The sequence below is a fragment of the uncultured Amaricoccus sp. genome (assembly GCF_937858865.1).
GTDB lineage: Bacteria > Pseudomonadota > Alphaproteobacteria > Rhodobacterales > Rhodobacteraceae > Amaricoccus.
This window is the reverse complement of the sequence record NZ_CALLYO010000250.1, coordinates 1-8,534: the sequence shown is the minus strand read 5'-3', so window position 1 is coordinate 8,534 and position 8,534 is coordinate 1. Positions and strand designations below refer to the sequence as shown.

The 8,534-nt window shown below is 71.0% G+C and carries 8 protein-coding genes; 1 reads left to right on the top strand and 7 read right to left on the bottom strand.

Annotated elements, in window-relative coordinates:
* Positions 1 to 1,280 (top strand): dihydrolipoyl dehydrogenase (gene lpdA / locus Q0112_RS06930; protein ID WP_297973158.1); only part of this gene is annotated, 1,280 nt, incomplete at its 5' end.
* Between the two features lie 150 nt (positions 1,281 to 1,430).
* On the opposite strand, the gene Q0112_RS06925 is transcribed toward lpdA, so the two are convergent.
* From Q0112_RS06925 to Q0112_RS06895, 7 genes are all read right to left on the bottom strand, one after another.
* On the bottom strand, positions 1,431 to 3,365 hold the full coding sequence (locus Q0112_RS06925; RefSeq protein ID WP_297973155.1) for a 3-hydroxyacyl-CoA dehydrogenase NAD-binding domain-containing protein: 1,935 nt from the start codon (positions 3,363 to 3,365) through the stop codon (positions 1,431 to 1,433).
* Position 3,366: 1 nt separating this feature from the next.
* On the bottom strand, positions 3,367 to 4,068 hold the full coding sequence (locus tag Q0112_RS06920; protein WP_297973152.1) for an ABC transporter ATP-binding protein: 702 nt from the start codon (positions 4,066 to 4,068) through the stop codon (positions 3,367 to 3,369).
* Positions 4,061 to 4,846 (bottom strand): ABC transporter ATP-binding protein, encoded by a 786-nt coding sequence (locus Q0112_RS06915; protein ID WP_297973149.1) that lies wholly within the window; start codon positions 4,844 to 4,846, stop codon positions 4,061 to 4,063. Before Q0112_RS06915 ends, Q0112_RS06920 begins: the two co-directional genes overlap by 8 nt.
* Positions 4,843 to 5,793: a branched-chain amino acid ABC transporter permease gene (locus Q0112_RS06910; protein WP_297973147.1), complete on the bottom strand. Its 951-nt coding sequence runs from the start codon at positions 5,791 to 5,793 to the stop codon at positions 4,843 to 4,845. The genes Q0112_RS06915 and Q0112_RS06910 overlap by 4 nt, the downstream gene beginning before the upstream one ends.
* A gap of 2 nt (positions 5,794 to 5,795) precedes the next feature.
* Positions 5,796 to 6,668, bottom strand: a complete 873-nt coding sequence (locus Q0112_RS06905) for a branched-chain amino acid ABC transporter permease (protein WP_297973144.1) — start codon at positions 6,666 to 6,668, stop codon at positions 5,796 to 5,798.
* 74 nt (positions 6,669 to 6,742) lie between these two features.
* Positions 6,743 to 7,879, bottom strand: coding sequence for an ABC transporter substrate-binding protein (locus Q0112_RS06900; RefSeq protein ID WP_297973142.1), 1,137 nt, complete (start codon positions 7,877 to 7,879; stop codon positions 6,743 to 6,745).
* A 54-nt stretch (positions 7,880 to 7,933) separates the two neighbouring features.
* The coding region (locus Q0112_RS06895) for an aldehyde dehydrogenase family protein (protein WP_297973139.1) at positions 7,934 to 8,534 on the bottom strand (601 nt) is incomplete at its 5' end.

Genomic DNA, 8,534 nt, shown 5'->3' with positions numbered 1-8,534 from the left:
TCGGCGGCATCTGCCTCAACTGGGGCTGCATCCCGACCAAGGCGCTGCTGCGCTCCTCGGAGATCTTCCACCTGATGCACCGGGCCAAGGAATTCGGCCTCAAGGCCGAGAACGTCGGCTACGACATCGACGCGGTGGTGAAGCGCTCCCGCGGCGTGGCCAAGCAGCTCTCGGGCGGCGTCGGCTTCCTGATGAAGAAGAACAAGATCACCGTCGTCATGGGCGAGGCGAAACTCGCCGGCAAGGGCAAGATCAGCGTCAGGACCGACAAGGGCAGCGAGGAGATCGAGGCCAAGGCGATCATCATCGCCACCGGCGCCCGCGCCCGCGACCTCCCCGGCCTCGAGGCCGATGGCAAGCGGGTCTGGTCCTACAAGCACGCGCTCATGCCGCCGCACATGCCGAAGAAGCTGCTGGTCATCGGCTCCGGCGCCATCGGCATCGAGTTCGCGAGCTTCTACAACACCCTCGGCGCCGAGACGACGGTCGTCGAGGTGCTGCCGCGCATCCTGCCCGTCGAGGACGAGGAGATCTCGGCCTTCGCCAAGAAGCAGTTCCAGAAGCAGAAGATGACCATCCTCGAAGGGGCCACGGTCAAGAAGCTCGACCGCGGCGCCGACAAGGTCACCGCCACCATCGAGCAGGGCGGCAAGACCACCACCGCCGACTTCGACACCGTCATCTCCGCCGTCGGCATCGTCGGCAACGTCGAGAACCTCGGCCTCGAGGAGGCGGGGGTGAAGGTCGACCGCACCCATGTCGTCGTCGACGAATACTGCCGCACCGGCGTCGACGGTCTCTACGCCATCGGCGACATCGCCGGCCCGCCCTGGCTCGCCCACAAGGCGATGCACGAGGGGGTCATGGTCGCCGAGCTGATCGCCGGGCAGCATCCGCACCCGACGCCCGGCACCTCCATCGCCGGCTGCACCTACTGCCAGCCGCAGGTGGCGAGCGTCGGCCTGACCGAGGCGAAGGCCAAGGAGCAGGGCTACGCGGTCAAGGTCGGCCACTTCCCCTTCATCGGCAACGGCAAGGCCATCGCCCTCGGCGAACCCGAGGGGATGATCAAGACCGTCTTCGACGCCAAGACGGGCGAGCTCCTCGGCGCGCACATGGTCGGCGCCGAGGTGACCGAGCTGATCCAGGGCTATGTCGTCGGCCGGACGCTCGAGACGACCGAGGTCGAGCTGATGAACACGGTCTTCCCGCATCCGACGCTGAGCGAGATGATGCACGAGGCGGTGCTCGACGCCTACGGGCGGATGCTCCACATGTGAGCCCCCACGCCGGTCCGGCCGCGGCGGCGACGCCGCGGCCGGACGGGTCCGCGACCGGCGCCCCGCACGATCTCCGCACAGTGCGGGCTCTCGCTAAGCCGTTGATTTACCCGGACAAATCAGCGCCAGTTAACCACTCCTCAACCAAGGTCAACCGGCGGCTGCCAGGGCCGACTGGAACATGGGTCCGCCGCGGCGGCGCGGGAAGCCGTAGCCGTGGATCTCGACGAGGTCGATGTCTGACGGCTGCGCCGCGATGCCTTCGGCGAGGATGGCCGCGCCCTCCGCCGCCATCTCGGCGACGAGGTGGCCCGCGATGTCGGCCGGCGCGTCGCCGGCGCGGACCTCGCCGGCGAGGAGCCGCGCAACCTCCGCCGACGGCTGCGGCCGCCGCTCGCCCGGGGCGTAGTCGTACCACCCTCCCCCGGTCTTCTGGCCCTTGCGCCCGGCGCGCACGAGGATGTCGCCGAGCGTCCCCGGGACGTCCTCGCCCCGCTGGCGGGCGCCCTCGCGCTGCAGGAAGGCGATGTCGAGGCCGCCGAGATCCTGCGCCTCGAACGGCCCCATGGCGAAGCCATAGGCGCGCATGGCGGCGTCGATGTCGGCGATCGCCACGCCCCGCCGCACCAGCGCCTCGGCGGCGGCCCGATAGCGCTTCAGGATTCGGTTGCCGATGAAGCCGTCGCAGATCCCGGCCTGTACCGGGATCTTGCGGAGCTTCGCGGCGAGGGCGAAGCCGGTGGCCAGCGTCTCGGGCGCCGTCTCGGGCGTCGGGACGATCTCGAGCAGCTTCATCACGTTGGCCGGGCTGAAGAAGTGCAGCCCGATGAAGCGCGACGGATCGGGAAGGCCCTCGGCGATGGCGCGAGGGTCGAGGTAGGAGGTGTTGGTCGCGAGGATCGCGTCCGCCCGGCAGGCGCTCGCCAGCCGCTCGAAGACGGCGCGCTTGACGGCGAGGTCCTCGAAGACGGCCTCGACGACGAGGTCGGTGTCGGCGAGCGCGGCGTAGTCGGTGCTGCCCTCGACGCCGGCCATGCGCCGGGCGGCGTCGGCCTCGGAGAGGCGGCCGCGCTTCACCGCGCCGTCGAAGATGCCGCGCAGGGTGGCGAGGCCGCGGTCGAGCGCGTCGGCGTCGCGCTCGACGAGCGTCACCGGCAGGCCGGCGTCGCGCAGCGCGGCGGCGATGCCGGCCCCCATGGTGCCGCCGCCGATCACCGCGGCGCTGCGGACCGGCCGCGGCTCCACGCCCTTGACCGACGCCGGCCGCGCCGCGGCCCGCTCGGCGAAGAAGACGTGGCGCAGCGCGGCCGCCTCGGGGGAGGCGCGGAGCGCGAGGAAGGTCTCGCGCTCGAAGGCCATGGCGGCGTCGAAGTCGGCCTCGGTGGCGCGGCGCAGGCAGGCCAGCGCCCGCAGCGGCGCGGCCTCGCCGCGGGCCGCCTTTCTCACCGCCGTCTCGGCCTCCTCCCAGAAGCCGGGCTCGGCGGCGATCGGCGCGCGCTCGCGGAGCTGCGCCGGCAGCGGCGGAAGCGCGGCGGCGAAGGCGACGGCGCCAGCGCGGAGGTCGCCCTCGACGATCCGGTCGACGAGCCCGAGCTCGAGCGCCTGCGGCGCCTTCACCGGCCGGCCGGTGGTGACGAGCTCGACGGCGGCGGTCGGCGGGACGAGGCGGGGAAGCCGGACCGTCCCCCCTGCCCCCGGCACGATGCCGAGCGTCACTTCCGGCAGGCCGACCGAGGCCGAGGGCAGCGCGACGCGGAAGCGGCAGGCGAGCGCCACCTCGAAGCCCCCGCCCAGCGCCGAGCCGTGGATGGCCGCGGTCCAGGGCTTCCTCGCCGCCTCGATGCGGGCGACGAGGTCGGGCAGGTGCGGCGGCTGCGGCGGCTTGCCGAACTCGGTGACGTCGGCGCCGGCGATGAAGGTGCGCCCCGCGCAGAGGAGCACGACGGCATCGACCGCGGGGTCGGCGTCGAGCGCCTCCGCCGCGTCCCAGAGGGACTGGCGGAGGGCCTGGCTCAGGGCGTTCACCGGCGGGTTGTCGACGGTGACGACGGCGACGCGGCCCTCGCGGGCGATGGAGACGGGCATATCAGATCCCCAGGTAGGCTTCGCGGATGCGCGGGTCGGCGATCAGCTCCTCCGCCGCCCCCTCCATGGTGACCCGGCCGGTCTCGAGGACATAGCCGCGGTCGGCGATCTTCAGCGCGCCGAAGGCGTTCTGCTCCACGAGGAGCACGGTCACGTCGAGATCGCGCATGCTCTTCACCACGTCGAAGATCTGCGCGACGATGATCGGCGCGAGGCCCATCGACGGCTCGTCGAGCAGCAGGCAGGAGGGCCGGCCCATCAGCGCGCGGGCGATCGCCAGCATCTGCTGCTGCCCGCCCGAGAGGCCGCCGGCGACGAGGTTGCGCTTCTCCTTCAGGATCGGGAACATGGCGAAGGCGTTCGCCATGTCCTTCTCCACCCGGTCGTCGACATAGAGGAAGGCGCCGAGGCGCAGGTTCTCCTCCACCGTCAGGTTGGTGAAGATCTGCCGCCCCTCCGGCGACTGGGCGAGGCCGTGGCCGAGCCGCTTGTAGGCGGGAACCGTGGTGAAGTTCTCGCCGCGGAAGGTGATCGTGCCCCCGGTGACCGGCTGCACGCCGGAGAGGCAGCGCAAGAGCGTCGTCTTGCCGGCCCCGTTGGCGCCGACCACGGTGACGATTTCCCCTGAATTGACCGCGAGGTCGATGCCGTGCAGCACCTCGATGCGGCCGTAGCGCGAGCGCAGGCCCTCGACGTTAAGCATGGGTCGCCTCCACCTGCGAGTCGGGGCCGAGATAGGCCTCGATGACCTTGGGGTCGCGGCTGACCACCGCCGGCTCGCCCTCGGCGATCTTCTCGCCGTGGTCGAGGACGACGATGTGGTTCGAGATGCGCATGACCATCTTCATGTCGTGCTCCACCAGCAGGATGGCGACGCCGGAGGCGGCGACCTCGGCGATCAGGTGGTCGATCTCCTCGGTCTCGACCGCGTTGCAGCCCGCCGCCGGCTCGTCGAGGAGCAGGACGCGCGGCTTCAGCGCCAGCGCCCGGGCGATCTCCAGCCGCTTCAGCGCGCCGTAGGAGAGCGAACTCGCCTCCTTCTCGGCGGCGTTGCCGAGGCGGACGCGGTCGAGGAGCGCGCGGGCCTCGGCCTCGGCCGTGCGGGCGCGGGCCTTCATGGAGGGAAGGTGCAGGAGGTCGGCCAGCAGCGGCCCCTTCTCCTGCAGGTGGAAGCCGGCGACGGCGTTCTCGAGCACCGTCATCGTCTGGAAGATCTGCAGGTTCTGGAAGGTGCGGGAGAGGCCGCGGCGGGCGAGCAGGAACGGGTCCCAGCCGGTCACGTCCTGGCCGTCGAGCTTCACGCTGCCCTCGCTCGGGATGTAGACCCCCGAGATCATGTTGAAGAGCGTGGTCTTGCCGGCGCCGTTCGGGCCGATGACCGAGACGATCTCGCCGGGGTTGACGCGGAAGCTCACGTCGTTGACCGCCTTGAGGCCGCCGAAGGTGATGCCTAGCCCGGAGACTTCGAGGAGCGTGGTCATTTGTCTTTCCCCCTCAGCGCGCGCAGGATGCTCGGGAGCAGCCCCTCGCGCATGAAGATCATGCAGAGCATCATCACCAGGCCGAGCAGGATCTGCTCGTACTCCTGGAAGACGGTCAGCACCTGCGGCAGCGTGGTCAGGATCGTCGCCCCGAAGAAGGCGCCGAGCACCGAGCCCACCCCGCCGAGCACGGCCATGGTGACCATCTCGATCGAGTGCATGAAGCCGGCGACGTCCGGGGTGATGAACTTGTTCTGCAAGGCGAGCAGCGATCCCGAGAGCGAGGCGTAGATCGCCGAGATGACGAAGGCCTGCAGCTTGAGCCGGGCGACGTCGATGCCGACGGTGCGGGCGGCGATCTCCGAGCCGTGCAGCGCACGGAGCGCGCGCCCGGTCGGGCTGTCGTAGAGGTTGAGCGCGACCCAGGCGCCGATCACCAGCACGAGGCCGGAAAAGAAGTACCAGAACTGCGAGTTGGAGAGGTCGATGCCGACCGCCTCGAGCAGGTCGTTGAGGCCGAGGTCGGGCACCTCGATGCCGTCCGGCCCGCGGGTCAGCCAGGCCTCGTTGGCGAGCACCATCGAGACGAGGATGCCGAGGCCGAGCGTCGCCACCGCGAGGTAGTAGCCCTTGAGGCGGAGGACCGGCCGGCCGACCGCCCAGGCCAGCGCGCCGGAGATGGCGGCGCCGAGGATGGCGGCGAGGCCGGGGTGGAGGCCGAGGTGGACCGGCGCCAGCGCGCAGGCGTAGCCGCCGATCCCGGCGAAGCCGGCGTGGCCGAGGCTGATCTGCCCGGCGTAGCCGATCAGGATCACCATGCCGGTGACGGCGAGGCCGTTGACGAAGATCAGCGAGCCGACGCGGTAGTAGTAGTTCGACGGGAAGAAGAAGGGCGAGGCGATCACGATGATCGCGAGGATGAGGAGCGTGACGCGTTTCGTGGTCATGGTCACACCCGGTCCGTCGACTTGCGGCCGAAGAGGCCCTGCGGCATCACGAAGAGCACGACGAGGATCACCACGAAGGCGGCGGCGTCCTTGTAGACCGAGCTCAGGTAGCCCGCGGTCAGCGCCTCGATCAGGCCGAGCAGGATGCCGCCGACGAGCGCCCCGATCGGGCTGCCCATGCCGCCGAGCATCGCCCCGGCGAAGCCCTTGAGCGCGTAGGCGATGCCGACGCCGTAGCTGATGTTGGTGATCGGCGTGACGAGCACGCCGGCGAGCGCGCCGATGGCGGCGGAGAGCGCGAAGGAGAGCGTCATCACCCAGTTGGTGTTGATGCCGACGAGCTGCGCCGCGAGGCGGTTGTTGGAGGTGGCGAGGACGGCGCGGCCGGTCAGCGTCTTGGTGAAGAAGGCCCAGAGGCCGACGAAGACGGCGATGGCACCGGCGAGGACCCAGAGCGACTGCGGCAGGATCGTGGCGCCGAGGATGCGGATCGGCGTGTCGCCGGAGAAGGCCGGGAAGCGGTGCAGCTGCTTGTCGAAGACGAGCTGCGCCACGCCCTGGATGAAGATCGAGGCGCCGATGGTGATGATGATGAGCGAGACGACCGGGGCGCCGCGGGCGGGCTCGATGGCGAGCTTGTTGAGGAGGACGCCCGCGGCGGCGGTGCCGGCGATGGCGATGAGCGCGGCCAGCGGCAGCGGCAGGCCGGCCATGTGGGCGAAGACCGTGATCATGCCGCCGAGCATCACGAACTCGCCCTGGGCGAAGTTCACGACGTCCGAGGCGTTGTAGATGATGGTGAAGCCCAGGGCGACCAGCGCGTAGACCGCGCCGACGGTCACGCCGGACAAGAGGAATTGCATGAGTTCGGCCATCGGCGTCGAGCTCCAGCGAAAGGGCGGGGGAAGGTGGCGCCCGGGGGGAGAGAGGCCCCCGGGCGTCCGGCGGGTTACTGGACCAGCGTCCAGGCGCCGTCCTTGATCTCGAGCATGCGGAACGCCGAGAGGTCGAAGCCGAGGTGGTCCTCCGGGGTCATGGTCACGACGCCGGTGGTGCCGGCGAGGCCCGCGGTCTGCTCGATGGCGTCGCGGATCGCCTCCGGCTCGGCCGAGCCCGCGCGGGTCAGCGCGTCGACCAGGATGGCGAAGGCGTCGTGGGCGTAGCCGCCGAAGGTCGAGGGCGCCTCGCCGTAGGCGGCCTGGTACTCCTCGACGTAGGCCGTCACGACCGGCTTCTGCGGGTCGTCGTCGGCGAGCAGGTCGCCGACGAGGAGCGCCGTGCCCGGCAGCCGCACGCCCTCGGCCGCCTCGGGGCCGGCGAGGTCGATGAAGCCCTTCGAGGCGACGCCGTGGCTCTGGTAGAGCGGCAGGTCGATGGCGAGCTGCCGGAAGTTGCGGGTGACCACCGACGGGCCCTGGCCGAAGCCGGGATTGAGCACCGCCTGCACCCCCGCGGTGTTCTTGATGTTGGTGAGCTGCGGGGTCATGTCGGCGTCGGTCGGGCCGTAGCTCTCGTCCGCCAGCACCTCGATCCCGTAGTCGCCGACCACCTCGAGGCACTGCGCGCGCATCGAGGCGCCGAAGCCGTCGGTGCCGGAGATCATGCCGATCTTGCTGATGCCCTGCGCCTGCATGTCCTCGAAGATCTTCTGGCAGGCCATGCGGTCGGTGTGCGGCGTCTTGAACACCCACTCCTTGACCGGGTCGATGATCTCGATCGCGCCGGCGAGCGAGATGAACGGGATCTCGGCGTCCTCGGCCACCGGGATGATCGACATCGAGGCGCCGGTGGTGGTGCCGCCGATGATCGCGACGACCTCGTCGTCCTCGACGAGGCGGGTGGCGAAGGTGCGCGCCTTGTTCGGGTCGCCGCCGTCGTCGTAGAGGGTGAGCGCGATCTGCTCGCCGTTGATGCCGCCGGCGGCATTCAGCTTCTCGACCATCATCTTCAGCGTCTTGGCCTCCGGGTCGCCGAGAAAGGCGGCCGGGCCGGTCTCGGACACCGTGGCGCCGATGCGGATCTCGGCCCCGGCCGTGCCGGCGAGGCCGAGGGCGGCAAGGGTGGCGAGCGCAGTCAGGGTCTTCATGGGTTTCCTCCCGTTGGGTTCTTCAGGTTGCTGGCTTGAGTCAGGCGGCGAAGTTCAGGCGGCAACCGGCCGGCGCCACATCGCCCGCACGAAGCGGCCGGCGACGAAGGCTCCGTCGGTCAGGCTGGCGTTGCCGGCCGGGTTGAGGCCGGTGACGTGGAAGTCCGAGAAGGCGGCGGACTGGTTGACGAAGATGTTCCCGGTCAGGTTGACCGAGAGGTTCACCCCCGCCCGCCCGAAGGCGTCGGCGGCGCGCAGGATGCGCGCCTCGTCGGTGTCGTAGAGCGCCGCGGTGATCGCGCCCTTGCGCCGGGCGAGCGCCGCGGCCCGCGCGATCCCCTCGTCGGCATCCCCGACCGCCACCAGGAAGGCGATCGGCCCGAATCGCTCCTCGCCATAGGCCGCCTCGTCGGCGGCATCGACCGCGACGATCAGCGGGGTGGCGCTGCGCCCCTCGGCGAGCGGCGCGCTGTCGCGCACCACCCGCCCGAGCCCGCGCGCCGCGGCGACGCGCTCGAGCGTGGCCGGATTGGCGATGGCGCCGGCCACGCCGGCCGCACGGGCCGGGTCGGCGAGCAGCTCGTCGACCGCCGCCGCGATGCCGGCGGCCACCTCGTCGAACGACTTGTGCCCCTCGTCGGTCCCGATCCCGCCC